This is a genomic window from Pseudomonas siliginis, assembly GCF_019145195.1.
Lineage (GTDB): Bacteria > Pseudomonadota > Gammaproteobacteria > Pseudomonadales > Pseudomonadaceae > Aquipseudomonas > Aquipseudomonas siliginis.
In genome coordinates, this window is sequence record NZ_JAHSTW010000010.1 from 189,317 (window position 1) to 215,368 (window position 26,052).

A 26,052-nucleotide genomic window follows, 5' to 3' on the forward strand; every position below is an offset into this window, starting at 1 on the left:
AGGAAAAACTATAATAGGAGCCCGATATCCAATTCTAAAAAAATCGTGCCCTCAATGGGCACGATTATCTGATGGCTTCAATAATCCGGCTCGGCTACTTCACATCTCCAGCCCATCAATCAACGCCTGATTCTGCTCCGGGGTACCCACCGATATCCGCAAGAACTGCGCAATCCGTTCCTGCTTGAAGTGCCGCACGATCACGCCCTGCTCGCGCAGCTTGGCCGCCAGGCCCGCCGCGTCATGCTGCGGGTGGCGAGCGAAGATGAAGTTGGCAGCCGACGGCAGCACTTCAAAGCCTTTAGCCTGCAACTGCGCCACCGCCCATTCGCGGCTCTCGATCACCTGACGACAGGTCTTGTCGAAATACTCGCGATCTTCGAAAGCCGCCGCCGCGCCGACAATCGCCAGACGATCCAGTGGATAGGAGTTGAAGCTGTTCTTGATCCGCTCCAGCGCTTCGATCAAGTCCGGGTGCCCTACCGCCAGACCGACACGCAGGCCCGCCAGCGAGCGTGACTTGGACAGCGTCTGCGTCACCAGCAGATTCGGATAGCGGTCCACCAGACTGATCGCCGTCTCGCCGCCGAAGTCGATGTACGCCTCGTCGACGACCACGACCGAATCAGGACTGGCCTTGAGGATTTGCTCGACGGCGTCCAGCGCCAGCAGGCAACCGGTCGGGGCGTTCGGGTTGGGAAAAATGATCCCGCCATTCGGTTTGGCGTAATCGGCCGGGTTGATCTGGAATTGTGCATCCAGTGGCACCGCATCGAATTCAATGCCGTACAGACCGCAGTAGACCGGATAGAAGCTGTAGCTGATGTCCGGGAACAGCAGCGGCTGATCGTGTTGCAGCAGACCGTGGAAGATGTGCGCGAGCACTTCGTCCGAACCGTTGCCAAGGAACACCTGACTGGTTTGCACGCCGTAATAGTCGGCCACGGCGTTTTTCAGCAGATCACTGTTCGGATCCGGGTACAGGCGCAGGTTGTCGTTGAGCTCGGCTTGCATCGCCGCCAGCGCTTTTGGCGACGGGCCATACGGATTTTCGTTGGTATTGAGCTTGACCAGCTTGGTCAGCTTCGGCTGTTCACCCGGCACGTAGGGCACCAGATCCTTGACGAACGGGCTCCAGAATTTACTCATCGCTCAGTTCCCCTGCCCTTTCAGAAAGTCTTGGTCTTTGATGCGGTATTCGGCGCTGCGTGCGTGGGCGCTCAGCGATTCGCCACGGGCCAGTACCGATGCAGTTTTGCCCAGCTCGGAAGCGCCGGCCTCGGAGCAGAAGATGATCGACGAGCGCTTCTGGAAGTCGTAGACGCCCAGCGGCGAGGAGAACCGCGCGGTGCCGGAAGTCGGCAACACGTGGTTCGGACCGGCGCAGTAATCGCCCAACGCTTCGGAAGTGTGGCGGCCCATGAAGATCGCACCGGCGTGGCGGATCTGCGGCAGCCAGGCTTGTGGATCAGCGACCGACAACTCCAGGTGTTCCGGGGCGATACGGTTGGCGACTTCGATGGCCTGGGCCATGTCAGTGACCTGGATCAGCGCACCACGGCCATTGATCGAAGTTTCGATGATGGTCGCGCGGTCCATGGTCGGCAGCAATTTATCGATGCTCGCGGCCACCTTGTCGAGGAACTCGGCGTCAGGGCTGACCAGAATCGCTTGCGCGTCTTCGTCGTGCTCGGCCTGGGAGAACAGGTCCATGGCGATCCAGTCCGGATCAGTCTGGCCGTCGCACACCACAAGAATTTCCGAAGGGCCGGCGATCATGTCGATGCCGACCTGGCCGAACACATGGCGCTTGGCCGTGGCGACATAGATATTGCCCGGGCCGACAACCTTGTCGACACGCGGCACGCTTTCGGTGCCGTACGCCAGTGCGGCAACTGCTTGCGCGCCGCCGATGGTGAACACGCGGTCGACACCGGCGATACAGGCAGCGGCCAGCACCAGCTCGTTGATTTCACCGCGCGGGGTTGGCACGACCATGACTACTTCGGTCACGCCGGCGACCTTGGCCGGAATCGCGTTCATCAATACCGACGACGGATACGAGGCCTTGCCGCCCGGCACGTAAAGGCCGGCACGATCCAGCGGCGTGACTTTCTGGCCGAGCACCGTGCCGTCAGCCTCGGTGTAGCTCCAGGAATCCTGCTTCTGTTTTTCGTGATAGCTGCGCACGCGGGCGGCGGCTTTTTCCAAGGCCTCGCGTTGCGGCACAGTGATGCGGGTCAGGGCCAGTTCGAGACGCTCGCGCGGCAGGATCAGGTCGGCCATCGAGGCGACTTCGAGGCCGTCGAACTTCTGGGTGAACTCGACCAGCGCCGCGTCACCGCGCTCGCGCACAGCCTTGATGATGTCGAGCACGCGCTGATTGACCGAGTCGTCAGACACACTTTCCCAGCTCAGCAGATGATCCAGATGATGCGCGAAATCCGGGTCAGCAGCGTTGAGTCGGCGAATTGCAGTCGGTGCGGTCATAGCGAGAGCCTCATAGGAATTGGCAAAAAACTCAGGCGCCCGAAACTAGCATTCGATCCGCTTGGGCACCTGAGAATTCTGGCTATGAGGCGGATAGACGGCGCGGCCTCGGGCCGCGCTGGTAGATCAGCCGCGGTGTCGCGATTCCACTGCGTTGCGCAGCGTGTCGATCAACGCCTGGATTCGGGCGTGCTGCATTTTCATTGAAGCCTTGTTGACCACCAGACGCGAGCTGATCGTGGCGATCAGTTCCTGTGGCTCCAGGCCGTTAGCGCGCAGGGTGTTGCCGGTGTCGACCACGTCGATGATCTTGTCGGCCAGCCCGATCAGCGGCGCCAGTTCCATCGAGCCGTACAGCTTGATGATGTCGACCTGACGGCCCTGCTCGGCGTAATAACGCTTGGCAACGTTGACGAACTTGGTCGCCACGCGCAGACGGCCCTTGGGCTCGGCCGCGCCGATCTTGCCGGCGGTCATCAGCTTGCATTGGGCGATCTGCAGGTCCAGCGGCTCGTACAGGCCCTGGCCGCTGTATTCCATCAGCACGTCCTTACCGGCAACGCCGAGGTCGGCCGCGCCATGCTCGACATAGGTCGGCACGTCGGTGGCACGCACGATCAGCAGACGCACGTCGTCCTGGGTCGTGGGAATGATCAGCTTGCGGCTCTTGTCCGGATTCTCGGTCGGCACGATGCCCGCTTCAGCGAGAAGCGGCAGGGTGTCGTCAAGGATGCGGCCCTTGGACAGTGCGATGGTCAACATGGGAAACGTCAGTCCTTATCAAGGTACTCATGCCCGGTCGCAATCGGCGCCGGACACACATCGAGGGTGCGTACACCCTCGACTCGAAACGAATTCAGTGGACACGTCCGTGTGTCCCGATGCAGCGATCAGCCCGGAACGCGACGGATCTTGGCACCCAGCATTTGCAGTTTTTCTTCGATGCACTCGTAACCACGGTCTATGTGGTAGATGCGGTCGATCAGCGTGTCGCCTTCGGCAACCAGCGCCGAGATCACCAGACTGGCCGATGCGCGCAGATCGGTGGCCATGACTGGCGCGCCCTTGAGCTTCTCGATACCGGTGACGATGGCAGTGTTGCCTTCAACCTGGATATGCGCGCCCATGCGGTGCAGCTCGTACACGTGCATGAAACGGTTTTCGAAGATCGTCTCGATCACCGCACCAGTACCTTCGGCAATGGCGTTGAGCGAGATGAACTGGGCCTGCATGTCGGTCGGGAACGCCGGGTACGGCGCGGTGCGCACGTTGACCGCCTTCGGGCGCTTGCCGTGCATGTTCAGCTCGATCCAGTCTTCACCGCAGGTGATTTCCGCACCGGCCTCACGCAGCTTTTCCAGTACCGCTTCGAGGATGGTCGGATCGGTGTCCTTGACCTTCACGCGGCCACCGGTCACGGCAGCAGCGACCAGATAGGTGCCGGTTTCGATACGGTCAGGCATGACCTTGTAGAACGCCGAACCCAGACGCTCGACGCCATCGATGGTGATGGTGTCGGTGCCTGCACCGGAAACCTTGGCGCCCATGGCGTTGAGGAAGTTCGCCAGGTCGACCACTTCAGGTTCGCGCGCGGCGTTCTGCAACACGCTGCGGCCTTTGGCCAGTGCAGCGGCCATCATGATGTTCTCGGTACCGGTCACGCTGACGGTGTCGAAGAAGAAGTGCGCGCCGCGCAAGCCACCTTCAGGTGCCTTGGCCTTGATGTAGCCGCCTTCGACGTCGATGACTGCGCCCATGGCTTCCAGACCGCGGATGTGCAGATCGACCGGACGCGAACCGATGGCGCAACCGCCAGGCAGCGCGACTTCGGCTTCCCCGAAACGCGCGACCATCGGGCCGAGCACAAGGATCGACGCACGCATGGTTTTCACCAGTTCGTACGGCGCGATCAGGGTCTTGATGGTGCGCGGGTCGATTTCGACGCTGAGCTTCTCGTCGATTACCGGCTCGATGCCCATGCGCCCGAACAGCTCGATCATGGTGGTGATGTCGTGCAGGTGCGGCAGGTTGCCAACGGTGACCGGGCCATCGCACAGCAAGGTCGCGGCCAGAATCGGCAGGGCGGAGTTCTTCGCGCCGGAAATGCGGATCTCGCCATCAAGACGAGCGCCACCGGTAATAATCAATTTATCCATTAGTATCTCGACGCCCTAGGGCTCAGGTGCGCTCGGCCCAGGCCGCGCGGCTGAAAAATTTCATAGTGACCGCATGGATGCTGCCATCGGTGATCCATGGGTTCAAATGGGCATAGACCTGCTGCTGACGCTTCACCGGGCTCAACGCCGCCAGTTCATCGCTAATCACGTTCAGCTGGAAGTTGCAGCCTTCGCCTTCAACTTCTACCAGCGTTCCTGGCAGCTTTCCTTCAAGGAAGCTCTTCACTTCTACGGCCTGCATGCTCAACCTCAATCGGCGCCCTGTGCGCACGGGTCGGACATCATACAAAAAAGCCCCGCGCCTGCGAACCCCGCAACGCAGGACTCTGACGGGGGGCTTCTTTATAGATGATGGTTCAGGGTTGCGCCAACAGCTCGGTCAATTCACTGACCTGAGCGATTTCGCGCATGTCTTCAGGCATCGCACGGATGCTGACGGCCTTGCCGGCCGCCTGCGCATCGCGCATGAAGCACAGCAGCAACGACAGGCCGACGCTGCTGGACTTCTGCACCGCCGAACAATCGATGACCAGCGCGGACGCCTTGCTCGACTTGATCAGCGCCTGCCCTTCCTTGCGCAGCTCAGGCCCGGTGCGGTAATCCAGCACGCCGCTGAGCACCAGCTCGTCGACATCACTCATACGAACTGCCGCCTCACTCATTGCGCTGGCTTCGCGGCGGCTTTGTCGGTTTCCTGCTTGGCCTTGGCCACTTCACCGGCCCAGCCATCGATGGTCTTGTCCAGATCGTTGCCATTGCGTTGCATGGCGTCAGCAAACTGGTCACGGAACAGCTTGCCGATGTTGATGCCGTTGATGATCACGTTGCGCAGTTTCCACTCGCCGCTGATCTTCTCAAGCGTGTACTGCACCGGATAGATCGCGCCATTGCTGCCCTTGACGGTCATGTTGACGCTGGTGCGGTCGCCCGATTCGTCTTTGGCCGGGTCAACCGTGATGCCCTGGTTGTTGTATTCCAGCAGAGCGTTGCCATAGAACTGGAACAGACCGCGCTTGAAGTTTTCCTGAAAGCGCTGCATCTGCTCAGGCGTGGCCTTGCGCGAATACTTCACGGTCATGATGCTTTTGGAGATGCCCTCGGCATCCACCACCGGCCCCACAATGCTGTTGAGCGCCGCATAGAAATCCTGCGGATCCTGCTTGTACTTCTCTTTATTTGCCTGCAAGTCGGCAAGCATCCGGTTCGTGGTGTCCTGAATCAGGTCATGAGCCGATTGCCCCGGTGCAGCGTTAGCCATCAACGGCAGGGCCGCGAGCAACACCAACAGGCCACGTCGCAAGATAGAGATCATTCAAAAGCTCCTCATTTGGCGTCTTTGCTAACGGTATTGAGCAGGAATTTACCGATCAGGTCTTCCAGTACCAGTGACGACTGCGTGTCGTGGATGGTTCCACCGTCTTTCAACTGGGTGTCTTCACCACCGACGCTGATACCGATGTATTTCTCGCCCAGCAGACCCGCGGTGAGGATAGATGCAGTCGAATCGACCGGCAGGTTGTCGACCTTTTTATCCACTTGCAGCGTGACCCGACCGGTGAAGCTGTCGCGATCCAGATCGATTGCGGTGACCTTGCCGATGGTCACACCGGCCATGGTCACTTTGGCTCTGACAGTCAGACCGGCGATATTGTCGAAATACGCATACAACTTGTAAGTGTCGGTGGACGAAGTCGGAGACAGGCCGCTGACGCGCAAGGCGAGCAGCAGCAAAGCCAGGATCCCTGCCAGCAGGAACAGGCCGACACCGATTTCCAGGGTGCGGTTTTGCATCAGAAATCTCCAAACATCAAAGCGGTCAGAATAAAGTCCAGGCCGAGCACTGCCAGCGAGGCAAACACCACGGTCTTGGTGGTGGCACGACTGATCCCCTCGGACGTGGGTTCACAGTCATAGCCTTGGAATACGGCGATCCAGGTCACGACAAAGGCGAAAACGACACTCTTGATCACGCCATTGAGCACATCACTGGTGAAGTTCACGCTGTTCTGCATGTTCGCCCAGTACGAGCCTTCGTAGACGCCCAGCCAGTCGACCGCCACCCACGAACCGCCCCAGATGCCGACGACGCTGAAAATCATCGCCAGCACCGGCAGGGAAATGAAGCCGGCCCACAGGCGCGGGGCAATGATGTACTTGAGCGGATCGACACCGATCATTTCCAGGCTGGACAGCTGCTCGGTGGATTTCATGTTGCCGATCTCGGCGGTCAACGCCGAACCGGCCCGCCCGGCAAACAGCAACGCCGTGACCACCGGCCCCAGTTCACGCAGCAGTGTCAGGGCGACCATCTGCCCCACCGCCTGCTCTGAACCATAGCTGGAAAGAATGCTGAAGCCCTGCAACGCCAGGACCATGCCGATGAAAATGCCGGAGACCACGATGATCACCAGCGACATGACGCCGACCGAATGCAGTTGCTTGACCAACAGGCCGAACCCACCGCTGATACCGCCACGGCCCAGCAGGGCGTGAAACAGGAACAGGGTCGCCCGACCAAACACCGCGACCGCGTCGATCGCCGATTCGCCGAACCGACGCACGCGTTCCATCAATGAAATTCTGCGCATCAACGCTTCCCCAGAAGATCTGCGCGGTAATCCGTCGCTGGAAAGTGATACGGCACCGGGCCATCGGGATCACCGGTCATGAACTGACGGATACGCGGGTCATCCGAATTCATCAGCTCATCCGGCGTGCCCTGCCCCAGCACCTGACCATCGCCCACGACATAGATGTAGTCGGCAATGCTCGCGGTTTCCGCCAGGTCGTGCGAGACCACGATGCTGGTGATTCCCAGTGCATCGTTGAGCAGGCGGATCAGGCGCACCAACACGCCCATGGCAATCGGGTCCTGGCCCACAAAAGGCTCGTCGTACATGAGAATCTGCGGATCGAGGGCAATCGCCCGGGCCAGCGCCACGCGGCGCTTCATGCCGCCGGACAGTTCGTCCGGCATCAGCTCGATGGCGCCACGCAGCCCCACGGCCTGCAATTTGAGCAGGACGATGTCGCGAATCATGTCTTCCGGCAGTTGCGTGTGCACCCGTAGCGGAAAGGCCACGTTCTCGAACACATCGAGGTCGGTGAACAGCGCACCGCTCTGAAACAGCACGCCCATGTGCTTGCGCGCATCGAACAGATCACTGCGCGACAGCGTCGGCAGGTTCTGCCCGTTGACCCAGACTTCGCCGCCGGACGGCCGCAACTGCGCGCCCATCAGGCGCAGCAGCGTGGTCTTGCCGCAGCCGGAAGGCCCCATGATGCCGGTGACCTTGCCGCGCGGGATGCGGATATCGACGTTATTGAAAATGCTCCGCGCACCGCGCTTGAAGGAGACTCCCTTCAGCTCGACCGCGTAGGCGTTATCGGCACTCATCTAAACTCCTTGCGATGCAGCCTCTCACTGGGATGCCAGACTTTCCTCGGAAACACCTGCATCCCGGGCAGGCCGAACTGGCGGCGAACTATATCACTGCAAAGGCTGAGCGCCCAAGCGAGAACCCGGCCAAGATCGCCGACTGAAGAGGGCCTGAGCGACTTTCAGAGGGTTTTGGTAACCAGTAATGACAAAGCACGTCGAACTTGCGTGAGGCTTTGCCACATAACCGCTATAATCGCCGCCTTTTCATCGGCCCATACGATTCTGACATGAGCAAAACCCGCGACCTGATTCAATCGGCACAACGCACCATCCGCCTCGAAGTGGAAGCCGTCCAAGGCTTGATGGCCCATATCGACGCCGATTTCGTACGCGCCTGCGAGATGATTCTGGCCAGCAAGGGCCGCGTGGTCGTAGTCGGCATGGGCAAATCCGGGCACGTCGGCAACAAGATCGCCGCCACCCTCGCCAGCACCGGCACTCCAGCGTTTTTCGTGCATCCGGCCGAAGCCAGCCACGGCGACATGGGCATGATCACCCGCGACGATGTGATTCTGGCCCTGTCGAACTCCGGCTCGACCAACGAAATCGTAACGCTGCTGCCATTGATCAAACGCCTGGGTATCCAGCTGATCAGCGTCACCGGCAATCCACAGTCGCCATTGGCGAAGGCTGCCGAGGTCAATCTCAATGTGCATGTAGAGCACGAAGCCTGTCCGCTGAATCTGGCACCGACCTCTTCGACCACGGCCGCACTGGTCATGGGCGACGCTCTGGCCGTGGCCCTGCTGGAAGCGCGTGGTTTTACCGCCGAAGATTTTGCCTTCTCGCATCCCGGTGGCGCCCTTGGCCGTCGCCTGCTGCTGAAAGTCGAAAACGTCATGCACGCCGGGCAGGAGCTGCCGCAGGTACAACGCGGTACCCTGCTCAAGGACGCGCTGATGGAAATGACCCGCAAGGGTCTGGGCATGACCGCTATTATTGAAGCCGATGGCAAGCTCGCCGGGATCTTCACCGACGGTGATTTGCGCCGCACGCTGGATCGCGCCATCGACATCCGCAGCGCCACCATCGACCAAGTGATGACTGCACACGGCAAGACCGCCCGGCCCGACATGCTCGCCGCCGAAGCCCTGAAAATCATGGAAGACCATCGAATCAACGCCCTGGTAGTCGTCGACGAGGAGGATCGCCCGATCGGCGCCTTCAACCTCTCCGATCTGCTGCGCGCAGGAGTCATGTAATGAGCAACGATCTGCTGCAACGCGGCAAAGCAATCAAACTGGCTGTGTTCGACGTCGACGGTGTGCTCACCGATGGGCGCCTGTACTTCCTTGAAGACGGCAGCGAGTTCAAGACCTTCAATACCCTCGACGGTCAGGGCATCAAGATGCTGATGAATGCCGGCGTACAAACGGCGATCATCAGTGGCCGCAAGACCCCGGTGGTCGAGCGCCGCGCGAAAAACCTCGGCATCCCGCATCTGTTTCAGGGGCGCGAGGACAAACTGGTGGTACTCGACGGTCTGCTCGCGCAACTGGGCCTAAGCTATGAAGAAGTCGCCTACCTGGGTGACGATCTGCCAGACTTGCCGGTGATCCGCCGTGTAGGGCTGGGCATGGCGGTGGCCAACGCTGCCGATTTCGTCCGCGAACACGCCCACGGCGTTACCCGCGCCCGTGGCGGCGAAGGTGCCGCCCGCGAATTCTGCGAATTGATCCTGCGCGCCCAGGACCGCCTCGAAGCGGCCAACGCCGCGTACCTGTGAGCCTGACCATGTTTAGCAAAAAGTTTCGCAATTTCCTGCTGTTCGGCTGCATCGCGGCGATTTTCGCTGCGGTCGGCTACTGGAACATCAGCCCGGAACGCTTCCTCGACAAGCCGCCGGTCTCGGCCGCCGAGAATCCGATCGACTGGTATGCGACCAACACGCACACCATTCAGTACCTGCCCGACGGCAAGGTGCAGTATGAGATGACCTCCGACAAGGCCGAGCACGTCAAGGCCACCGATGTCACTCTGGTAACCAAGCCTGACTTGAACATGTATCGCGGCACCGACTTCCCGTGGCACGTGACCAGCGAGCGCGGCGAAGTGAATTCGGGCGGCACCGAAGTTGAATTGATCGATTCGGTACGCGTACAGCGCACCGATGAGAAACAGCGCGGCACCCTGATCACCAGCACCCGCATGACCGTGTTCCCGCAGCAAGAATATGCGCAGACCGCGCAACCCGTTAGAATCGAGGGCGCTGGCGGCGTATCGACTGGCGTCGGAATGAAAGCGTACCTGAAGGACAGCAGGATACACCTGCAATCGAACGTAAGAGGACAGTATGAGGCTCGTTAAAACCCTCCCTATTTTGCTCAGTCTGGGCGCAGCACTGGGAAGCGCGAGCGCCTGGTCCCTGCCGAACGATCAGCAGCAGCCTATCCGCATTCAGGCCGACGACGCCCAACTGGACGACAAGAATGGCATCGCCACCTATAAAGGTGACGTGATCATTACCCAGGGTTCGATGATCGTCAAAGGCAACACCGTGACCATGACTCGCGCGCCCAATGGCGACATCGACGTGGTGACCTCGGTAGGCAACCTGGCTTACTTCGAGCAGTTGCAGACCCAGGGCGACGCCAACCCGGTCAAGGGCTACGGCGTGACGATTCAATACCACGCCCAGCAGAATCGGGTGGTGCTGATCGACAAGGCCAAGGTTATCGACAAGGATAACAACGTCACCCAGGGCGAAAAAATCGTCTACGACACCGTGAAGAAACTGGCCAGCGCCGGTCGCGCCACGGGCAGCAAGGTCACCGAATCGCGTCCGCGCATCGACATGGTGATCCAGCCGAAGAAGAAAACCGAAGAGAAATCCCAGTAATGGCAACTCTGAAAGCTCAGCACCTGGCCAAGGCCTATAAAAGCCGCCAGGTCGTGCGTGACGTCAGCCTGTCGATCGACAGCGGGCAGATCGTCGGCTTGCTCGGCCCGAACGGCGCCGGCAAGACTACGTGCTTCTACATGATCGTTGGCCTGGTGCAGGCAGATCAGGGTCGCGTGCTGATCGACGATCTTGACGTCAGCCACCAGCCGATGCACGGCCGCGCCAAGGCCGGTATCGGCTATCTGCCGCAAGAAGCGTCGATCTTCCGCAAACTGTCGGTCGCCGACAACATCATGGCGATCCTCGAGACCCGCCCGGAGCTGGACAAGGCCGGTCGTCGCAAGGAGCTGGAAAGCCTGCTGCAGGAATTCCACATCAGCCACATCCGCGACAACCTCGGCATGAGCCTGTCCGGCGGTGAGCGTCGCCGGGTGGAAATCGCTCGCGCCCTGGCCACTGCACCCAAGTTCATCCTGCTCGACGAACCGTTCGCCGGTGTTGACCCGATCTCCGTCGGCGACATCAAGCAGATCATCCACCACCTCAAGGCCAAGGGCATCGGTGTGCTGATCACCGACCACAACGTGCGTGAGACGCTGGACATTTGCGAAACCGCTTACATCGTCAACGACGGTCAACTGATCGCTGAAGGCGATGCCGAGACCATCCTGGCCAACGATCTGGTCAAGGAAGTGTATCTGGGTCACGAGTTCCGCCTGTAAGCGCGACAGCGCTGTATCGATTCAAGGCGCATTTATACGCTTTAATTGTTACAGCGCTCTAGGCAAACACTTCAGTTTCAGGCATATAATTTGCTTAAGTTTGGCGCTTCGGCGCCCTGTAGTGGATGGCGCAAAGCGCCGGCGAATAAGGTGTTAAGCCCCTGCCATGAAACCATCGCTAGTCTTGAGAATGGGCCAGCAGCTGACGATGACACCGCAGCTGCAACAGGCCATCCGCCTGCTCCAATTGTCGACCCTGGACCTGCAACAGGAGATCCAGGAGGCTCTGGAATCCAATCCGATGCTCGAACGCCAGGAAGAAGGCGACGACTTCGACAACGCCGATCCTCTGGCCGACAACGCCGAACAGAAGCCCGCCGAAATCCAGGAACCCTCCTACCAGGAAACCGCCCCGACGGTGGATAACCTCGAGGATGGCGATTGGAACGAGCGCATCCCCAACGAACTGCCAGTGGATACTGCCTGGGAAGACGTCTACCAGACCAGCGCCAGCAGCCTGCCGAGCAGCGATGACGATGAGTGGGATTTCACCACCCGCACGTCCGCCGGCGAGAGCCTGCAAAGCCATCTGCTCTGGCAACTGAACCTGGCGCCGATGTCCGACACCGATCGCCTGATCGCTGTCACCCTGATCGACTGCATCAACAACCAGGGCTATCTGGACGAAACACTCGAAGAAATTCTTGAAGCGTTCGATCCGGAACTGGACATCGAGCTCGACGAAATCGAAGCCGTCCTGCATCGCATCCAGCAATTCGAGCCCGCTGGTATCGGCGCCCGCAACCTCAGCGAATGCCTGCTCCTGCAACTGCGCCAGCTGCCCGCGAAGACGCCGTGGCTGACCGAGGCCAAGCGGCTTGTCGCCGATTACATCGACCTGCTCGGCAGCCGCGATTACAGCCAGTTGATGCGGCGCATGAAGCTCAAGGAAGACGAGCTGCGCCAGGTCATCGAACTGGTGCAGAGCCTCAATCCGCGTCCCGGCTCACAGATCGAGTCGACCGAAGCCGAATACGTGATTCCCGACGTGATCGTGCGCAAGGACAACGAGCGCTGGCTGGTCGAGCTGAACCAGGAATCGGTGCCTCGCCTGCGCGTCAACGCCCAGTACGCCGGTTTTGTGAAGCGTGCCGACACCAGCGCCGACAACACTTTCATGCGCAACCAGTTGCAGGAAGCGCGCTGGTTCATCAAGAGCCTGCAGAGCCGTAACGAAACCCTGATGAAAGTGGCCACGCAGATCGTCGAACATCAGCGCGGCTTCCTCGAATACGGCGACGAAGCAATGAAGCCGTTGGTATTGCATGACATCGCCGAAGCGGTCGGCATGCACGAATCGACGATTTCCCGGGTGACCACACAAAAATTCATGCATACCCCGCGCGGTATTTATGAGCTGAAATACTTTTTCTCCAGCCACGTCAGTACCTCCGAAGGCGGCGAATGCTCGTCCACGGCGATCCGCGCGATCATCAAGAAACTGGTCGCAGCGGAAAATCAGAAAAAGCCGTTGAGTGACAGCAAGATCGCTGGTTTACTGGAGGCACAAGGCATTCAGGTGGCTCGCCGCACCGTCGCCAAGTACCGCGAATCCCTCGGAATCGCGCCTTCGAGCGAACGCAAGCGGTTGATGTAAGCCACGTTACAGCGTTCCAGTGGCAGGCTTTTCGGCCTGCCGCTTTATGCACTGGCAACGAAGGAGAAGCTGTATGCAAGTCAACATCAGTGGACACCAACTGGAAGTGACCCAACCTCTGCGTTCCTACATCGAGGAAAAACTCCAGCGACTGGAGCGACATTTCGACAAGATCACCAACGTGCAGGTCACGATGTGCGTCGAAAAGCTGAAGCAGAAGATCGAAGCCACCTTGCATATCCCCGGCAGCGAAGTGGTCGCAAACGCAGAAGATACCGACATGTACGCTGCGATCGACTCACTTACCGACAAGCTGGATCGCCAACTCAAAAAGCATAAGGAAAAGACCCAGAGCCTCCTCCAGGGCGCGACCGGTCGTTAACACCCCTATCCATGATCCGACTTGAAACCATCCTGACCCCCGGCCGTTCCCAAGTGAACGCGCCGGGCGGCAGCAAGAAAAAAGCCCTCGAACAGATTGCCAACCTGATCCACCGCGAAGTGCCGGATCTGGCGATGCAGGATGTCTTCGAGGCGCTGATCGCCCGTGAAAAACTCGGCTCCACCGGTTTTGGCAACGGCATCGCCATTCCCCACTGCCGCCTCAAGGGGTGCGCGGGGCCAGTGAGCGCCCTGCTGCACCTCGAAGCCCCGATCGATTTCGACGCCATCGACGGCGCTCCGGTGGACCTGCTCTTCGTGCTGCTTGTCCCGGAAGCCGCGACCGACGCGCATCTGGAGTTGTTGCGCCAGATCGCCAGCATGCTCGACCGCAAGGAAGTGCGCGACAAATTGCGCAGCGCTCCGAGCAATGAAGCCTTGTACCAGGTTGTACTGGACGAGCAGAACGGGCACTAATCATGCGCTTGATCATTGTCAGTGGCCGTTCGGGCTCGGGTAAAAGTACCGCCCTGAATGTCCTTGAGGACAACGGCTACTACTGCATCGACAATCTGCCGGCCGGTTTGCTGCCGGAACTGGCCGAGCGGGCGCTGATTCACACGGAACTGGCGCAGCCGCTGGTCGCCGTGTCGATCGATGCGCGCAACCTGCCCAGCCATCTGTCACGCTTCCCCGAATTGCTCGAAGACGTGCGTGCCAAGCATATCAAGTGCGATGTGCTGTACCTGGACGCCGATGAAGAAACCCTGCTCAAGCGTTTTTCCGAGACCCGTCGTCGTCACCCGCTGAGCAACGCCAATCGCTCACTGGCCGAGGCGATTCACGATGAAACCGCCCTGCTCGGTCCGATCGCCGATCTGGCCGACCTGAAGATCAACACCACCAGCCTGAATCTGTATCAACTGCGCGACACCTTGAAGTTGCGCCTGTTGAATCAACCGGAGCCCGGCACGGCGTTTCTGGTCGAGTCGTTCGGCTTCAAGCGCGGCATGCCGGTCGACGCCGACCTGGTGTTCGACGTGCGCTGCCTGCCCAATCCGTACTGGAAACCGGAGCTGCGCGCTCAGTCCGGCCTCGATGCCCCTGTGGCCGAGTACCTGGCGCAGCAGCCGGATGTCGAAGAAATGTATCAGGACATCTACGCCTACCTGAACAAGTGGCTGCCACGCTTCGCCGCCAGCAACCGCGCCTACGTCACCATTGCCATCGGCTGCACCGGCGGGCACCACCGCTCCGTCTACCTGACCGAACGTTTGGGTCAGGCCCTGCAGAAAACCCTGAAGAACGTCCAGGTTCGCCACCGCGACCTCACCTAAAGGATTCACACCGCGATGCCTGCTCGTGAAATCGAAATCATCAATAAGCTGGGCCTGCATGCCCGGGCATCGGCCAAATTCGTCGGCGTGGCGGGTCAGTATCCAGACTGCACGATCCGGGTGGGACGCACACCTGAAACGACTGTCGACGGCAAGAGCATCATGGCAATGATGATGCTCGCGGCGGGTAAAGGCACCAAAATCCATTTGAGCACCGAAGGCGAACAGGCTCAGGAAGCCATGGACGCATTGGTCGATCTGATCGAAAGGTATTTCGACGAAGGTGAATAATCCTTGAGGCGGGGACACTGTTCCTCGCCTTCATTCACCCCAACGCCGTATCCATCACCATCATCAGACAAAACCCGATCAACAGACCCAGACTGGCCAGCTTGTCATACCCATGACGGCGTGACTCTGGAATCACTTCGTGGGTCACCACCAGCAACATCGCCCCCGCCGCCAGAGCCAGCCCCAGCGGCAATAGCACCTGAGCCAGACTCACGAGCCACGCACACAGCAGCGCAAATACCGGTTCGACCAGCCCCGACGCCGCGCCGATCAGAAACGCTCTGACCCGCGACATTCCCGCCCCGGCCAGCACCAGAGCAATCACCAGTCCTTCCGGCACATCCTGCAACGCAATGCCCATCGCCAGACTGTCGGCGTCCGCCATCCCGCCTCCGGCAGATACGCCAACCGCCATGCCTTCCGGAATGTTGTGCGCGATGATGGCGAACACGAACAGCCAGATTCGCGGGGGAATTACCGGATGCTCCAGCGTGCCGACGAGCATTTCCGGCGAGGCACCGGAGACGCGCCGATCCACCAGATACAGACCGAACGCGCCGAGCAGGATGCCGAAGCAGATCAGGCCACTGGCGGCCCACGGCGTCAGGCCAAGACTCTCAGCCGCAGCTATGCCCGGCACAATCAACGAAAATGCCGTCGCCGCCAGCATCACCCCGGCACCGAATCCCAGCAAGGTGTCGCTGAGTGCCTGCGGCATGCGCCGGACCACCAGCACCGGCACCGCGCCAAGCGCCGTGCCCAAGGCGCAGATGGCACCGCCCTGCAAGGCGCGCAACAGCCTCGGTTCCAGATTCAGCCATTGCAAAGCGTGGGCGACCAGCAAAGTCATCCCCGCCAACAGCAACAGCGAACCCACCGCGTAACGAAACATGCGCCCGCTGCCGATCGCCAGTGTTTCCGTGCCCATAATCAGCCCTGATTGTTTTTATTGAAGGCTTAAACCAGTGCGGCCTGATAGCGCGCAGCAACTTCCGGCCAGTTGATCACGTTGTAGAACGCGTTGATGTATTCCGGGCGACGGTTCTGGTAACGCAGGTAGTAAGCGTGCTCCCAGACATCGAGGCCAAGGATCGGGGTGTTGCCGTTCATCAACGGACTGTCCTGGTTGCCGCTGCTTTCTACGATCAGTTTTTTCTCCGGGGTGACGCTCAGCCACGCCCAGCCGCTGCCGAAACGGGTCAGCGCGGCTTTGGTGAACGCTTCCTTGAAGCTGTCGAGTCCGCCCAGTTGCTCATCAATAGCCGTGGCCAGCGCGCCGTCGGGCTTGCCGCCTCCGTTGGGCACCATCACTTCCCAGAACAGCGAGTGATTGGCGTGACCGCCGCCCTGATTGATCACCGCTGCGCGAAGCTTTTCCGGCAGTTGCTGGACGCTGGCGACGAGTTTTTCCACTGGCCACTCGGCGAATTCGGTGCCTTCCACGGCGGCGTTGAGGTTGTTGATGTAGGTCTGGTGATGCTTGGTGTAATGGATTTCCATGGTCTGCGCATCGATGTGCGGCTCAAGGGCATCGTAGGCATAAGGCAAGGCAGGCAAGGTAAAAGCCATTTCAGTGGACTCCATACTGATGGGGATTTGAGGCGCGGCGGGCATTGCCGGTGTCCGGATGCAGCAGGCGCTGGGTGCGCGGGTACTCGCCGTGCTCGCTGATGAAATTCAACAGTTCGACGTAGGTCTTGCTGCTCTGGCGCAACGCCGCCTCACGCAGGGCCGGGCGCAGGCGTTCGTCCTGCATGGTCTGCAACAAGCGCTGGTGAATGGCGCAGAGATATTCGGCGCTCTCCTCCGGTTGATTCAGGCGCAAATGCAGATCGGCGAGGTTGTGATGAGAGACGACGCAGGCCGCCACCGCTTCGTCGGCATCCGCCCAGCGTTCGAACAACACTTGCGCCAGGGCCAGGGCTTGCAGGTAAGCCTCGCGGGCGTCGATCAGTTCGCCCAGCATGAAGCAGCGATTGGCCCGTTCGATCGTGCGTTTCCAGTGCTCCATGGTGAGCCTCCAAAGCGGTTACGGGGTTTACACGCCGCCGGCGGTGAGCTTCTCGGGGTTGAGCAACTCTTCCAGCTGGCTGCGCGACAGGTCGGTGTGTTCCAGGGCGACGTCGATCACCGCGCGGCCTTCCTTGCAGGCTTTAGCGCGCAACGGATCTGGCGGCTCATCCAGCGCCAGCTTTCGAGGTAGAGCTGCTCGTGCAAGGCAGAACTCATGATCCGCGACTCGTTCGGAGATGAGATTTATTATTAGATGATAATGAGAACCAACACAAGCACTCGAGTTTGCGCTGTTCACTTGTGGGAGCGAGCCTGCTCGCGAATGCGCTGTGTCAGTCAGCACATTTACAACTGATCCACCGCTTTCGCGAGCAGGCTCGCTCCCACAGGGGATTTGTGCGAAGCGAATAAAAAAGGCGCGCCATCCACAACGGATGGCGCGCCTTTTGGGCTTGGCGGATTCGCGGCTTAGCTGCCGGCGACAGTCATCCGCTCGATCAACACCGAGCCGGTGCGGATGTTGCTGCGCAGTTCCAGATCATTACCCACTGCGACAATCTGCTTGAACATGTCGCGCATGTTGCCGGCGATGGTCACTTCCTGCACGGCGAACTGGATCTCGCCGTTTTCCACCCAGAAGCCCGCAGCGCCGCGCGAATAGTCACCGGTGACCATGTTCAGGCCATGGCCCATCAACTCGGTGACCAGCAATCCCCGGCCCATGCGCTTGAGCAGTGCTGCCTGATCCTCGTCGCCATGGGTGACGAACAGGTTATGCACCCCGCCCGCGTTGGCGGTGCTCGGCATGCCCAGCTTGCGCCCGGAATAGGTGCCGAGGATGTAGGAGACCAACTCGCCCTTTTCGACGAACGGTTTCGCGTAAGTCGCCAGGCCATCACCGTCGTAGGAAGCACTGCCCATGGCACGCATCAGATGCGGACGCTCATCAATGGTCAGCCATTCCGGGAACAGCTTCTGTCCCAGTGTGCCTTCGAGAAACGACGATTTGCGATACAGGCTGCCGCCGGACACTGCCGAGAGGAAGCTGCCGAACAGACCACCCGCCAGTTCGGCGGAAAACAGCACCGGCACTTCGCAGGTCGGCACCGGCCGCGCGCCCAGACGGCTCGCCGCCCGTTGCGCTGCACGCTGGCCGATGCTCACCGGATCGGCGAGCAGACTGCCCTGGCGATTGACGTCATACCAGTAATCGCGCTGCATCTGGCCGTCAGCTTCGGCGATCATCACGCAACTCAGGCTGTGCCGGGTCGACGCGTAACCGCCGATGAAACCGTGGCTGTTGCCATAAACCCGGCAGCCCTGATGGGTGCTGAGGGTGGTGCCGTCGGCGTTCTTGATTCGCGCATCGGCATCGAACGCCGCGGCCTCACAGAGCAAAGCCTTCTCGATGGCCTGCTCCGGGGTGATGTCCCATTCGTGGAACAGGTCGAAATCTTGCACATCCCTGGCCATCAGTGCGGCGTCGGCGAGGCCCGAGGCTTCATCTTCGGAAGTGTGCTTGGCGATGGCCAGTGCTGCTGCGACGGTTTCACGAATCGCCTCCGGGCCGGTCGCGGAGGTGCTGGCCGAGCCTTTGCGCTGGCCGACGTACAAGGTGATACCAAAACCCTGATCACGGTTGAATTCAACGGTTTCGACCTCGCGCTGACGCACCGAAGTCGACAGCCCCTGCTCCAGCGACACCGCGACTTCACAGGCGCTGGCGCCCTGGCGCTTGGCTTCGGCGATGATCTGCTCGACCTGTTCTTGCAGTGCCGGCAATGCCTGCGGGCCGACGCTTTGAACTGCACTCATGCTCATCTCCACTCAAATTCTGCTTTCGGCTGGGGTCATCGAGCGACCGGGCCGGACAAGCGGCCCCCGACTGGTTATCATGGCGGCGTTTCTTTGCGGACTGCCACCATGGTTGATTCTTACGACGACTCCCTCGATACGGGAGAAAAAAGCAAATCTCAGGTCAAACGCGAGTTGCATGCGCTGGTTGACCTCGGCGAGCGCCTGACCACACTCAAGCCTGATCTGGTCGCCAAACTGCCGTTGACCGACGCTTTGCGCCGGGCATTGGCCGATGCGCCCAAGCACACCGCGAACATCGCGCGTAAACGGCATTTGCAGTTCATCGGCAAACTGATGCGCGACCAGGACACTGACGCGATTCTGACTCTGCTCGATCAACTCGATGCCTCCACTCGCCAGTACAACGAGCGTTTCCATAATCTGGAACGCTGGCGTGACCGCCTGATCGCGGGCGATGACGCCGTGCTGGAGAAATTCGTCATCGAGTACCCGGACGCCGATCGCCAGCAATTGCGTTCCCTGATCCGTCAGGCCCAGCATGAGGTTGCGCAAAACAAACCGCCTGCTTCGAGCCGCAAGATCTTCAAATACATTCGGGAGCTGGACGAGACTCAACGCGGCCTGCGTTGAAAATCGCCACCGGGTGGCCGTCCTGCGCGCCACCCGAAAGCCCCACCGTTCTTATGCGCCCGTGCCACCCACGGTGATCGCATCGATTTTCAGCGTTGGCTGGCCGACACCTACCGGCACCGACTGCCCATCCTTGCCGCACGTACCCACACCGCTGTCCAGCGCCAGATCGTTACCGACCATCGACACCCGGCTCATCGCCTCGGGGCCGTTGCCGATCAATGTCGCGCCTTTGACCGGTGCGGTGATTTTGCCGTCCTCGATCAGATAAGCCTCGCTGGTCGAGAACACGAACTTGCCGCTGGTGATATCGACCTGACCGCCGCCGAGGTTGGCGCAGTAGATGCCCTTCTTCACCGAGGCGATGATTTCCGCCGGATCACTTTCGCCACCAAGCATGTAGGTATTGGTCATGCGGGGCATCGGCAGATGCGCATAGGATTCGCGACGACCGTTACCGGTGCGCGCCACGCCCATCAGGCGCGCATTGAGCTTGTCTTGCATGTAGCCCTTGAGTACGCCGTTTTCGATCAGCGTGGTGCACTCGGTCGGTGTGCCTTCGTCATCGACGCTGAGCGAACCGCGACGGCCGCTCAAGGTGCCGTCATCGACGATGGTGCAGAGTTTCGATGCAACCATTTCGCCCATGCGCCCGCTGTAGGCAGAACTGCCCTTGCGGTTGAAATCGCCTTCCAGGCCATGGCCGACCGCTTCGTGCAGCAGCACCCCGGACCAGCCCGAACCCAGCACCACCGGCAAGGTACCGGCCGGCGCCGGAATCGCTTCCAGATTGACCAGAGCCTGGCGCAGCGCCTCGCGGGCATAACCCATGGCGCGGTCTTCGGCGAGGAAGTAGCGGTAATCGGTACGCCCACCGCCGCCGTGCCCGCCGCGTTCGCGACGGCCATTCTGTTCGACGATGACGCTTACGTTGAAACGCACCAGTGGGCGCACGTCGGCGGCCAGGCCACCGTCGGTGGAGGCCACCAAGATTCGCTCCCAGACCCCGGCCATGCTCACGCTGACCTGCTGAATCCGTGGGTCGAGTGCGCGGGTGGCGACGTCGATGCGTTTGAGCAACTCGACTTTTTCCGCGCGGCTGAGCACTTCCAGCGGGTTATCGGGCGCGTACAGTTGCGCGACGTCCTGGCTGGTGAACGCCTGCACGGTGCCGTTCTGCCCGGCGCGGGAGATCGAACGCGCCGCACGCGCCGCTGCACCGAGGGCCTCGAGGGTGATCGCGTTGCTGTAGGCAAAACCGGTTTTCTCACCGGACTGCGCGCGCACGCCGACACCCTGATCGAGGTTGAAGCTGCCTTCCTTGACGATGCCGTCTTCCAGCGCCCATGACTCGGAAATCTGGCCCTGGAAATACAGGTCGGCGGCATCGATGCCCGGCCCGGCCAGATCGCCGAGCACGCCTTGCAGGCTCTCGATCGTGACACCGCCGGGTGCCAACAGGTGATCACTGACTGAGGACAACAACTCGCTCATAGGTTTACGCCTTAAATTCGTGTTCTGAAGCAGGCCGCTGGGCGCCCTGCGAGAAAAACCGCCGATGACGCGTCACCGGCATGCGCGCCCGGATGGACGCTTGTTCATCGCTGTCGCGGGCGGCCAGCAACACCGCCTCGCCTTGATCCTGCTGGGCCAGCACACGCCCCCACGGGTCGACAATCGCCGCATGCCCGAAGGTCTCGCGTGGCCCCGGATGACTGCCGCCCTGTGCGGCCGCGAGGATATAACACTGTGTTTCGATGGCCCGCGCGCGGATCAGTACATCCCAATGCGCGGCGCCGGTTACGGCCGTAAAGGCCGACGGTGCGGTAATCAATTCGGCACCGGCGGCACGCAATTCACTGTACAGCTCCGGGAAACGCAAGTCGTAACACACGCTCAGACCGACTCGCCCCACCGGCGTATCCGCCACCACTACATTACCGCCATAAGCATAGTCATCGGATTCACGGTACCGGCCGCGATTGTCGGCGACATCGACATCGAACAGATGCAGCTTGTCATAGCGCGCGACGATCTCACCGTTATCGTTGATCAGCAACGAGCAGGCATTGGCTTTGGCCGTGGGTTGACCCAACGGTGGCAACGGCAATGTACCGGCGACTATCCATAAGGTGAGGTCGCGGGCGGTCTGTTTCAACCAGGGCAGGATCGGCCCTTCGCCCAAGGCCTCGGCGCGGCCGATATCGGCGACGTCGCGACGGCCCATGGCGGCGAAGTTTTCCGGCAGCACCGCGAGTTTCGCCCCGCCGGCGGCGGCCTGTTCGAGCAGGCGTCGCGCCTGGGCCAGATTGGCCGGCACGTCACTCTGGCTGACCATTTGAATCACCGCTAAAGACATGGCGAACTCCCAAAGAGGTATTCGGCCATGCTACTCCATCGCTTCAAGGCCGGGCCGTTCAAAAAGGCTTGTCGAAGGTGATTTTCGGCTCTTTCCATGGGCCTTTGACGGTGTACTTGACGCTGGCGAAGCGCGCGACGCGGTCGCCGATCAGCTTGTCGATGAGGAACAGCGCGCCGCCGACCGCCGGTGCGCCGACGAGCAGCGCGGCGATCGGCAGGTTGTTGGTCACCGGCAGTGTCACCAGCAATTTCGCATCGACCTTGTCACCGACCAGATCCAGCGTGCCGTCCAGCTCAAGATTGCTCGAAGGCCCGGTCAGGCGAATCGGCTCACGTGTCACGTAGACACCATTGTTCGCCACCAGCAGACCTTTGACCCGGTCGTAGCTCAGGCCTTTGCCGAACAGGTCGGAGAAGTCCAGACGCAGACGCCGGCCGATCGAGTTGAAGTTGAGCAGGCCGAACACTCGCAGCGCCTGAGCACCGCCCTCCACTTCAACGAACTGGCCTTTGTTCAGCGAGGCATCGAGGGTGCCGGAGAAGCGCTTGGTCGCCAGCCACGCCGGCGAGCCCGGCCAGCGGCCATCGACATCCATGTGGAATTCTTCACTGGTGACGCTTGGCGCGAAACCCCAGCCTTTGAGCACGTCGGCCAGATTCTTGCCGCCAATGCGGCCCTTGTACCAACTGCTGGTCGCCCCCGGCGCGCCTTCCCAGCCGCCGTTGCCTTGCAGCAGGATACCCTTGAGGCCCATGTCGAGGTTGTTCAGCGCGATGCCCTTGGCGGTCGGCCGCACTTTCAGCGACCAGCCACCGACCAGATCGGGGCCGAGGAACAACTGATTGAGGGTGATATCCAGCGCCGGGATTTTCGTCGGGTCGACCGACGCCAATGGATCCGGCGCGTTCTCGTCAGCCTGTACCGCCGGGTCCGGCGCCGGCAGTTTCACGTATTGCAGATTCACCGCAATCGGTACGCCCTTGGCGTCCGGCAGGCTGGCGCTGCCCTTGGCCTGTTGGCTATCCAGCGCCAGGTTCCACGCGCCTGGCTTGCGATTGATCTGCACCGAAGCCTGATCCAGCGTGGTGCCGAACGCGGTCAATTTGCCGACCTTGATGTCAGCACTGCTCAGCAGTTGTTTGGCGCTGCCGCCCGGATCCCCGCCAGCGTACTCGCTGGCCAGATCCTGCCACGGCGCTACGTCCAGTTCCGACAGCACCCCGCGAATGCGCAGGCCCTTGGCGCCCGGCAACGCCGCTTCGCCAGCACCGAGAAGCAGTTCGCCACGGCCATCGGCGAAATTGCTCGGCGGCGCAGCAAAAGTGAAATTGGCCAGTTGATCGTAATTGACCCAGTAACGCCGCTCCTGCCCTTGCAAGGTCATGCGGAATACCGTGTCACGCCCGACATCGGCGGCCATGCCGAACGGCGCCGGCAGATCCACTGCCACGCCTTTGAGGCTGGAGCTGACCAGCAACTGGCTGTCGGCCCCGGAAAGATTCAGCTGCAACTGATAAGGAATCGTCCCGGACACCGGCAACGGCTGGGTCACGCCCAGCCAGTCGGTGAGCTTTTTGACTTCAACCTGTCCAGATGCGGCGACGCGAGTCTTGATCTGATTGGGGCTGCCGTCGGCGAATATCTGCGCAGTGACCGGTTTGTCGAAGGCCCGTGCAGAGATGTTCTGGCCGCTGAGGCCCTTATTGCTGTCGAAGCGGAAATCGCCCTTGAGCTGGCTCAGTTCGAGCTTCGGTTCGGCCAGTTTCAGCCGCGCGTTGGCGGTTTTGAAATCGACGAGGATTTTCGGCTGTTCGCCCTTGGCCAGCGGAATGTCCAGTTTGAGCTTGCCATTCAGATCACCGGCGCCCTCCCAACCGGCAAAGGTTTCGCCAGTGCCGATCGGCGCGTCCTGAAGAATTTTCAAGCCATCGCCCAGGCCACCGGCAAATGCGCCATCAAGAAACAAATGCGAGTTCTGCCCGGCCGGTACGTGAGGAATATTGACGAAGACGTCGCTGACTTGGGTGTCGAGCAACTGGCCTTTGCTGGCCCAGATGCGCACGCCGCTGTCTTCGATGAACACATCGCCGCTGACTTTGCTCACATGGGGCCAGCCCGGCTGAAACGCCAGTTCGGCGTCATGGACCTTGAAGAACAGGCTGATGCTGCGATCAGCCTCGCCAGCGTTCTTGCTCAGCGAGCCCTGATACTGGAAGAAGCCCTGATCCACCGCGCCTTTGAGGATCGCTGTGCGCAGCCACTCATCAAGCGCCGGGCTCAACACCGCCGGCAGATATTTCGCGGTATAGCGACCGTCGCCATCGACCAGGCCGACGCGCAGGTCCATGTAGTCTTCCTGGCTATGGTCAAAGTGCAGGCGAATGAGGAAATCGCCGGCAATCTTGCCCTCCTCGCCCAATACCTTGAGGTATGGCGCAATCAGGGTGAAGCCATCCTTGTCGAGCTTCCAGGTCAGCCGCGCATTGGCCTGCAGGTATTGCCATGGTTTGGCGAAAATCGGATCGAGGTGCAGGACAAAGTCCTTGCTGTCGAGGCGCAACTCGCCGCCGTCGAGGTTGCCACTCAGGCTGCCACTGACATTCCGCGCCGCCGGAGCGCCGTGGTAGGCATCGAAACCGACATTATCGAGGTTGGCGGCAAAGCCGAATTTGCTGCCATCGGTGGCGGTCGGGCGGAAGTCCAGCAACACGTTGCGCAGGCCGCCGGTTACCTTCAAACGCTCGACCACTGTGGCGAAGCTTTGCGGCAACGGCCCCAACGCATTGAGCAGCGGCGTGATCGGGGTCAGATCGAGGCGATCGGCCTGCAGATGCCAGAGCTCTTCAGCCTTGGCGCTGGCGCGGGTCTGCTGCACCTGCACATGGGATTCCCAGCGGGTGTCGCCGAAGCTCATGGCCAGTGAATCAAGAGTGACGTGCACGCCCTCGGCGGTGTTGCGGTAATAGGCGTTGAGCGCCAGATTGTTGATCTGGATCGGCTTGCGCTCGGCGTAGGCACCGGTCACTTGCGGCGCATTCAGGCGCAACGCGGCGCTTTGCAACGCGCCTTCGGCCCAATCGACCCAGAGTTCGCCGCCGGCCTTGATCTCGGAAAAATTCCATTGCTGGGTCAGGCGTTCGGGCAGCCATTTCGCCCAGTCGCTCTGCGGCAGGCTGGCATAACCCTCGATGGCGCTGTTCTGCCATTGATCGGGACGCAGCTGGCTGTGCAGGCTCAGCGCTACAGGCTGGCCATCGGGCAAGGTCAGACGCGCGTCGAGACGCTGGCGGCTGGCGCCGGTACGCAGATTGAGGCCGACATAGGTGAGCGTCATGGGCGGGTGATCGAGCGGTTGCAGGGTCACCTGGCTGTCGAGCACCGACAATTGCCTGATCATCTGCGAGCGCTGGAACAGTTGCACCGCATCGAACGGTTGATCCTTCTGCACCGGCAGCCCTTCCAGCGCCCAAGTGCCGTCTTCAGCTTCCTTGAGGCTGATCTTCAAACCGTTGAGTTCGATATGCGCGAGGCGTACTTCGCGGGCCAACATGCTGCCCCACATATCCGGCACCACCCGCACGCGGTCGAGGCGCAGAGCGTTGGCGCCGTCGCCGACCATCACGTCATGGGCCAGCAGGATCGGCGCGAAACCGCTCCAGTTGCCTTCCAGCTCACCGATCTGCAAGGGCATGCCGAGGGCGGCGCTGGCCTTGTCTTCGATGTCGGCGCGGTATTCCGCCACCAGTGGCGTCAACTCGCGACCGAGGCTGACGTACAACGCCATCAACACCAGAACCAACGCGCACAGGCCCAGCCCCCAGCGGGTGAGTGCGGCCAGAATGCGTGTCAGACGCTCCATGTCAGTTGGCTCCCATGGCAAAAAAACTGCG

Annotated in this window: 28 protein-coding genes and 2 pseudogenes; 11 read left to right on the top strand and 19 right to left on the bottom strand. The window is 60.9% G+C overall.

What is annotated here, in order from left to right:
• Window positions 1-99: 99 nt before the first annotated feature.
• The 10 genes from hisC to KVG87_RS20425 form a co-directional block, all read right to left on the bottom strand.
• Complete coding sequence (gene hisC, locus KVG87_RS20380) at window positions 100-1,149, bottom strand: histidinol-phosphate transaminase (protein WP_217852320.1); 1,050 nt, start codon at window positions 1,147-1,149, stop codon at window positions 100-102.
• 3 nt (window positions 1,150-1,152) lie between these two features.
• Window positions 1,153-2,490: a histidinol dehydrogenase gene (gene hisD / locus KVG87_RS20385; RefSeq protein WP_041477986.1), complete on the bottom strand. Its 1,338-nt coding sequence runs from the start codon at window positions 2,488-2,490 to the stop codon at window positions 1,153-1,155.
• Window positions 2,491-2,616: 126 nt separating this feature from the next.
• Window positions 2,617-3,252, bottom strand: coding sequence for an ATP phosphoribosyltransferase (gene hisG / locus KVG87_RS20390; protein ID WP_016771668.1), 636 nt, complete (start codon window positions 3,250-3,252; stop codon window positions 2,617-2,619).
• Between the two features lie 128 nt (window positions 3,253-3,380).
• Entirely contained in the window at window positions 3,381-4,646 is a 1,266-nt protein-coding gene (gene murA / locus KVG87_RS20395; RefSeq protein ID WP_016771669.1) for a UDP-N-acetylglucosamine 1-carboxyvinyltransferase, read from the bottom strand.
• 22 nt (window positions 4,647-4,668) lie between these two features.
• On the bottom strand, window positions 4,669-4,908 hold the full coding sequence (locus KVG87_RS20400; RefSeq protein WP_016771670.1) for a BolA family protein: 240 nt from the start codon (window positions 4,906-4,908) through the stop codon (window positions 4,669-4,671).
• Window positions 4,909-5,023: 115 nt separating this feature from the next.
• A complete protein-coding gene (locus tag KVG87_RS20405) occupies window positions 5,024-5,329 on the bottom strand; it encodes an STAS domain-containing protein (protein WP_056782947.1) in 306 nt (101 codons plus the stop codon).
• Window positions 5,326-5,979 (bottom strand): MlaC/ttg2D family ABC transporter substrate-binding protein, encoded by a 654-nt coding sequence (locus KVG87_RS20410; RefSeq protein ID WP_076565863.1) that lies wholly within the window; start codon window positions 5,977-5,979, stop codon window positions 5,326-5,328. The genes KVG87_RS20405 and KVG87_RS20410 overlap by 4 nt, the downstream gene beginning before the upstream one ends.
• 11 nt (window positions 5,980-5,990) lie before the next feature.
• On the bottom strand, window positions 5,991-6,458 hold the full coding sequence (gene mlaD / locus KVG87_RS20415) for an outer membrane lipid asymmetry maintenance protein MlaD (RefSeq protein WP_016771673.1): 468 nt from the start codon (window positions 6,456-6,458) through the stop codon (window positions 5,991-5,993).
• Entirely contained in the window at window positions 6,458-7,255 is a 798-nt protein-coding gene (gene mlaE / locus KVG87_RS20420) for a lipid asymmetry maintenance ABC transporter permease subunit MlaE (protein WP_016771674.1), read from the bottom strand. The genes mlaD and mlaE overlap by 1 nt, the downstream gene beginning before the upstream one ends.
• A complete protein-coding gene (locus tag KVG87_RS20425; protein ID WP_076565862.1) occupies window positions 7,255-8,064 on the bottom strand; it encodes an ATP-binding cassette domain-containing protein in 810 nt (269 codons plus the stop codon). Before KVG87_RS20425 ends, mlaE begins: the two co-directional genes overlap by 1 nt.
• Before the next feature lie 272 nt (window positions 8,065-8,336).
• On the opposite strand from KVG87_RS20425, the gene KVG87_RS20430 reads away from it, so the two are divergent.
• From KVG87_RS20430 to KVG87_RS20475, 10 genes are all read left to right on the top strand, one after another.
• A complete protein-coding gene (locus KVG87_RS20430) occupies window positions 8,337-9,311 on the top strand; it encodes a KpsF/GutQ family sugar-phosphate isomerase (protein WP_041477981.1) in 975 nt (324 codons plus the stop codon).
• Window positions 9,311-9,835 carry a KdsC family phosphatase gene (locus KVG87_RS20435; RefSeq protein WP_122707535.1) on the top strand — a complete coding sequence of 175 codons (525 nt, stop codon included), beginning with the start codon at window positions 9,311-9,313 and terminating at the stop codon, window positions 9,833-9,835. The genes KVG87_RS20430 and KVG87_RS20435 overlap by 1 nt, the downstream gene beginning before the upstream one ends.
• An 8-nt stretch (window positions 9,836-9,843) precedes the next feature.
• Window positions 9,844-10,416, top strand: a complete 573-nt coding sequence (lptC, locus tag KVG87_RS20440) for an LPS export ABC transporter periplasmic protein LptC (RefSeq protein ID WP_024011622.1) — start codon at window positions 9,844-9,846, stop codon at window positions 10,414-10,416.
• Window positions 10,403-10,948, top strand: a complete 546-nt coding sequence (gene lptA, locus KVG87_RS20445) for a lipopolysaccharide transport periplasmic protein LptA (RefSeq protein ID WP_016771679.1) — start codon at window positions 10,403-10,405, stop codon at window positions 10,946-10,948. The genes lptC and lptA overlap by 14 nt, the downstream gene beginning before the upstream one ends.
• A complete protein-coding gene (lptB, locus tag KVG87_RS20450) occupies window positions 10,948-11,673 on the top strand; it encodes an LPS export ABC transporter ATP-binding protein (RefSeq protein WP_024011621.1) in 726 nt (241 codons plus the stop codon). The genes lptA and lptB overlap by 1 nt, the downstream gene beginning before the upstream one ends.
• 166 nt (window positions 11,674-11,839) lie before the next feature.
• A complete protein-coding gene (locus KVG87_RS20455) occupies window positions 11,840-13,330 on the top strand; it encodes an RNA polymerase factor sigma-54 (RefSeq protein ID WP_041477979.1) in 1,491 nt (496 codons plus the stop codon).
• A gap of 73 nt (window positions 13,331-13,403) precedes the next feature.
• Window positions 13,404-13,712 (top strand): ribosome hibernation-promoting factor, HPF/YfiA family, encoded by a 309-nt coding sequence (hpf, locus tag KVG87_RS20460; RefSeq protein WP_007912419.1) that lies wholly within the window; start codon window positions 13,404-13,406, stop codon window positions 13,710-13,712.
• 11 nt (window positions 13,713-13,723) lie between these two features.
• Window positions 13,724-14,188: a PTS IIA-like nitrogen regulatory protein PtsN gene (ptsN, locus tag KVG87_RS20465; protein WP_041477978.1), complete on the top strand. Its 465-nt coding sequence runs from the start codon at window positions 13,724-13,726 to the stop codon at window positions 14,186-14,188.
• Window positions 14,189-14,190: 2 nt separating this feature from the next.
• A complete protein-coding gene (gene rapZ / locus KVG87_RS20470) occupies window positions 14,191-15,048 on the top strand; it encodes an RNase adapter RapZ (protein WP_016771684.1) in 858 nt (285 codons plus the stop codon).
• A gap of 15 nt (window positions 15,049-15,063) precedes the next feature.
• On the top strand, window positions 15,064-15,339 hold the full coding sequence (locus KVG87_RS20475; RefSeq protein ID WP_016771685.1) for an HPr family phosphocarrier protein: 276 nt from the start codon (window positions 15,064-15,066) through the stop codon (window positions 15,337-15,339).
• A gap of 34 nt (window positions 15,340-15,373) precedes the next feature.
• Here KVG87_RS20475 and KVG87_RS20480 read toward each other — a convergent pair whose 3' ends face one another.
• The 6 genes and pseudogenes from KVG87_RS20480 to pmbA form a co-directional block, all read right to left on the bottom strand.
• Complete coding sequence (locus KVG87_RS20480) at window positions 15,374-16,267, bottom strand: ZIP family metal transporter (RefSeq protein WP_217852322.1); 894 nt, start codon at window positions 16,265-16,267, stop codon at window positions 15,374-15,376.
• 29 nt (window positions 16,268-16,296) lie between these two features.
• Window positions 16,297-16,908 (bottom strand): superoxide dismutase, encoded by a 612-nt coding sequence (locus KVG87_RS20485; RefSeq protein WP_016771687.1) that lies wholly within the window; start codon window positions 16,906-16,908, stop codon window positions 16,297-16,299.
• Between the two features lies 1 nt (window position 16,909).
• On the bottom strand, window positions 16,910-17,350 hold the full coding sequence (locus tag KVG87_RS20490; protein WP_016771688.1) for a DUF2753 family protein: 441 nt from the start codon (window positions 17,348-17,350) through the stop codon (window positions 16,910-16,912).
• A 27-nt stretch (window positions 17,351-17,377) separates the two neighbouring features.
• Window positions 17,378-17,491, bottom strand: a pseudogene (locus tag KVG87_RS25935) (hypothetical protein); the annotation flags it as partial.
• Window positions 17,488-17,568: pseudogene (locus KVG87_RS20495) on the bottom strand (FagA protein); the annotation flags it as partial. The pseudogenes KVG87_RS20495 and KVG87_RS25935, both read right to left, overlap by 4 nt.
• Window positions 17,569-17,820: 252 nt before the next feature.
• On the bottom strand, window positions 17,821-19,167 hold the full coding sequence (gene pmbA / locus KVG87_RS20500; RefSeq protein ID WP_024011613.1) for a metalloprotease PmbA: 1,347 nt from the start codon (window positions 19,165-19,167) through the stop codon (window positions 17,821-17,823).
• A gap of 108 nt (window positions 19,168-19,275) precedes the next feature.
• Between pmbA and yjgA the strand changes: the two genes are divergently transcribed.
• Window positions 19,276-19,800, top strand: coding sequence for a ribosome biogenesis factor YjgA (gene yjgA / locus KVG87_RS20505; protein ID WP_016771692.1), 525 nt, complete (start codon window positions 19,276-19,278; stop codon window positions 19,798-19,800).
• Between the two features lie 51 nt (window positions 19,801-19,851).
• On the opposite strand, the gene tldD is transcribed toward yjgA, so the two are convergent.
• From tldD to KVG87_RS20520, 3 genes are read right to left on the bottom strand one after another with little or no spacing between them, the layout of a single operon-like run.
• Window positions 19,852-21,294, bottom strand: coding sequence for a metalloprotease TldD (gene tldD / locus KVG87_RS20510; RefSeq protein ID WP_016771693.1), 1,443 nt, complete (start codon window positions 21,292-21,294; stop codon window positions 19,852-19,854).
• Between the two features lie 4 nt (window positions 21,295-21,298).
• Window positions 21,299-22,159 carry a carbon-nitrogen hydrolase family protein gene (locus tag KVG87_RS20515; protein ID WP_125917929.1) on the bottom strand — a complete coding sequence of 287 codons (861 nt, stop codon included), beginning with the start codon at window positions 22,157-22,159 and terminating at the stop codon, window positions 21,299-21,301.
• Between the two features lie 58 nt (window positions 22,160-22,217).
• Window positions 22,218-26,021: a YhdP family protein gene (locus tag KVG87_RS20520; protein WP_217852323.1), complete on the bottom strand. Its 3,804-nt coding sequence runs from the start codon at window positions 26,019-26,021 to the stop codon at window positions 22,218-22,220.
• Between the last annotated feature and the right edge of the window lie 31 nt (window positions 26,022-26,052).

What these genes read in the sequence shown, in the direction of transcription:
- hisC (WP_217852320.1), bottom strand. Translation starts at nt 1,149, where the DNA reads ATGAGTAAATTCTGGAGCCCGTTCGTCAAGGATCTGGTGCCCTACGTG.
- hisD (WP_041477986.1), bottom strand. Translation starts at nt 2,490, where the DNA reads ATGACCGCACCGACTGCAATTCGCCGACTCAACGCTGCTGACCCGGAT.
- hisG (WP_016771668.1), bottom strand. Translation starts at nt 3,252, where the DNA reads ATGTTGACCATCGCACTGTCCAAGGGCCGCATCCTTGACGACACCCTG.
- murA (WP_016771669.1), bottom strand. Translation starts at nt 4,646, where the DNA reads ATGGATAAATTGATTATTACCGGTGGCGCTCGTCTTGATGGCGAGATC.
- KVG87_RS20400 (WP_016771670.1), bottom strand. Translation starts at nt 4,908, where the DNA reads ATGCAGGCCGTAGAAGTGAAGAGCTTCCTTGAAGGAAAGCTGCCAGGA.
- KVG87_RS20405 (WP_056782947.1), bottom strand. Translation starts at nt 5,329, where the DNA reads ATGAGTGAGGCGGCAGTTCGTATGAGTGATGTCGACGAGCTGGTGCTC.
- KVG87_RS20410 (WP_076565863.1), bottom strand. Translation starts at nt 5,979, where the DNA reads ATGATCTCTATCTTGCGACGTGGCCTGTTGGTGTTGCTCGCGGCCCTG.
- mlaD (WP_016771673.1), bottom strand. Translation starts at nt 6,458, where the DNA reads ATGCAAAACCGCACCCTGGAAATCGGTGTCGGCCTGTTCCTGCTGGCA.
- mlaE (WP_016771674.1), bottom strand. Translation starts at nt 7,255, where the DNA reads ATGCGCAGAATTTCATTGATGGAACGCGTGCGTCGGTTCGGCGAATCG.
- KVG87_RS20425 (WP_076565862.1), bottom strand. Translation starts at nt 8,064, where the DNA reads ATGAGTGCCGATAACGCCTACGCGGTCGAGCTGAAGGGAGTCTCCTTC.
- KVG87_RS20430 (WP_041477981.1), top strand. Translation starts at nt 8,337, where the DNA reads ATGAGCAAAACCCGCGACCTGATTCAATCGGCACAACGCACCATCCGC.
- KVG87_RS20435 (WP_122707535.1), top strand. Translation starts at nt 9,311, where the DNA reads ATGAGCAACGATCTGCTGCAACGCGGCAAAGCAATCAAACTGGCTGTG.
- lptC (WP_024011622.1), top strand. Translation starts at nt 9,844, where the DNA reads ATGTTTAGCAAAAAGTTTCGCAATTTCCTGCTGTTCGGCTGCATCGCG.
- lptA (WP_016771679.1), top strand. Translation starts at nt 10,403, where the DNA reads ATGAGGCTCGTTAAAACCCTCCCTATTTTGCTCAGTCTGGGCGCAGCA.
- lptB (WP_024011621.1), top strand. Translation starts at nt 10,948, where the DNA reads ATGGCAACTCTGAAAGCTCAGCACCTGGCCAAGGCCTATAAAAGCCGC.
- KVG87_RS20455 (WP_041477979.1), top strand. Translation starts at nt 11,840, where the DNA reads ATGAAACCATCGCTAGTCTTGAGAATGGGCCAGCAGCTGACGATGACA.
- hpf (WP_007912419.1), top strand. Translation starts at nt 13,404, where the DNA reads ATGCAAGTCAACATCAGTGGACACCAACTGGAAGTGACCCAACCTCTG.
- ptsN (WP_041477978.1), top strand. Translation starts at nt 13,724, where the DNA reads ATGATCCGACTTGAAACCATCCTGACCCCCGGCCGTTCCCAAGTGAAC.
- rapZ (WP_016771684.1), top strand. Translation starts at nt 14,191, where the DNA reads ATGCGCTTGATCATTGTCAGTGGCCGTTCGGGCTCGGGTAAAAGTACC.
- KVG87_RS20475 (WP_016771685.1), top strand. Translation starts at nt 15,064, where the DNA reads ATGCCTGCTCGTGAAATCGAAATCATCAATAAGCTGGGCCTGCATGCC.
- KVG87_RS20480 (WP_217852322.1), bottom strand. Translation starts at nt 16,267, where the DNA reads ATGGGCACGGAAACACTGGCGATCGGCAGCGGGCGCATGTTTCGTTAC.
- KVG87_RS20485 (WP_016771687.1), bottom strand. Translation starts at nt 16,908, where the DNA reads ATGGCTTTTACCTTGCCTGCCTTGCCTTATGCCTACGATGCCCTTGAG.
- KVG87_RS20490 (WP_016771688.1), bottom strand. Translation starts at nt 17,350, where the DNA reads ATGGAGCACTGGAAACGCACGATCGAACGGGCCAATCGCTGCTTCATG.
- pmbA (WP_024011613.1), bottom strand. Translation starts at nt 19,167, where the DNA reads ATGAGTGCAGTTCAAAGCGTCGGCCCGCAGGCATTGCCGGCACTGCAA.
- yjgA (WP_016771692.1), top strand. Translation starts at nt 19,276, where the DNA reads ATGGTTGATTCTTACGACGACTCCCTCGATACGGGAGAAAAAAGCAAA.
- tldD (WP_016771693.1), bottom strand. Translation starts at nt 21,294, where the DNA reads ATGAGCGAGTTGTTGTCCTCAGTCAGTGATCACCTGTTGGCACCCGGC.
- KVG87_RS20515 (WP_125917929.1), bottom strand. Translation starts at nt 22,159, where the DNA reads ATGTCTTTAGCGGTGATTCAAATGGTCAGCCAGAGTGACGTGCCGGCC.
- KVG87_RS20520 (WP_217852323.1), bottom strand. Translation starts at nt 26,021, where the DNA reads ATGGAGCGTCTGACACGCATTCTGGCCGCACTCACCCGCTGGGGGCTG.